This window comes from Vibrio sp. Y176, from assembly GCF_033438945.1.
In genome coordinates, this window is sequence record NZ_JAWOQS010000607.1 from 1 (window position 1) to 669 (window position 669).

Genomic DNA, 669 nt, shown 5'->3' on the forward strand with positions numbered 1-669 from the left:
AGGTTTCGTTGACGGTCCTATTTACATCCAATACCTGTCCTACATTAAAAACATTCTAAGCTGGGAGCTAGGTACTTCAATTCAGTTCTATCCGCTTTCAGTAAACTCTCTACTTGGCAGTGCATTTGGCTGGTCTCTGTTCCTAGCTGGTACAGCGGTTGTACTTTCTTTCTCAATCGCATCAGTTCTTGGCATCTTCGCCGCTTGGAAACGTGGTAGTCGTTACGATGCCTTCGTAACACCAGGCACACTGATCATCCAAGCTATCCCACAAATGGTTATCGCAATGCTAGCGCTGTTTACCTTTTCAATTGGCTTGAAATGGTTCCCATCTGGCTACGCTTATACACCAGGCACCGTGCCAGATTGGTCAAGCTGGGCATTCATTAAAGACGTTGGTTACCACGCGGTACTGCCTCTATTTTGTGCAACGATTGTTCAAATCGGTGGCTTCCTAGTAAACATGCGTAACAACATGATCAACCTTCTGGCTGAAGACTACATCACTATGGCTAAAGGTAAGGGTCTAAGCGAAAACCGTGTGGTATTTAACTACGCCGCTCGTAACGCTTTACTTCCAAGTGTGACTGCACTTTCAATGTCTCTAGGTATGGCTATCGGTGGCCAGTTGATTATCGAAATGATCTTTAACTACCCAGGCCTAGGTAC

General features: G+C 45.6%; 1 protein-coding gene. It reads left to right on the forward strand.

Annotation, left to right across the window (positions count from 1 at the left end):
• Positions 1–669 (forward strand): ABC transporter permease (locus tag R7O13_RS27575; protein WP_318305288.1); only part of this gene is annotated, 669 nt, incomplete at both ends.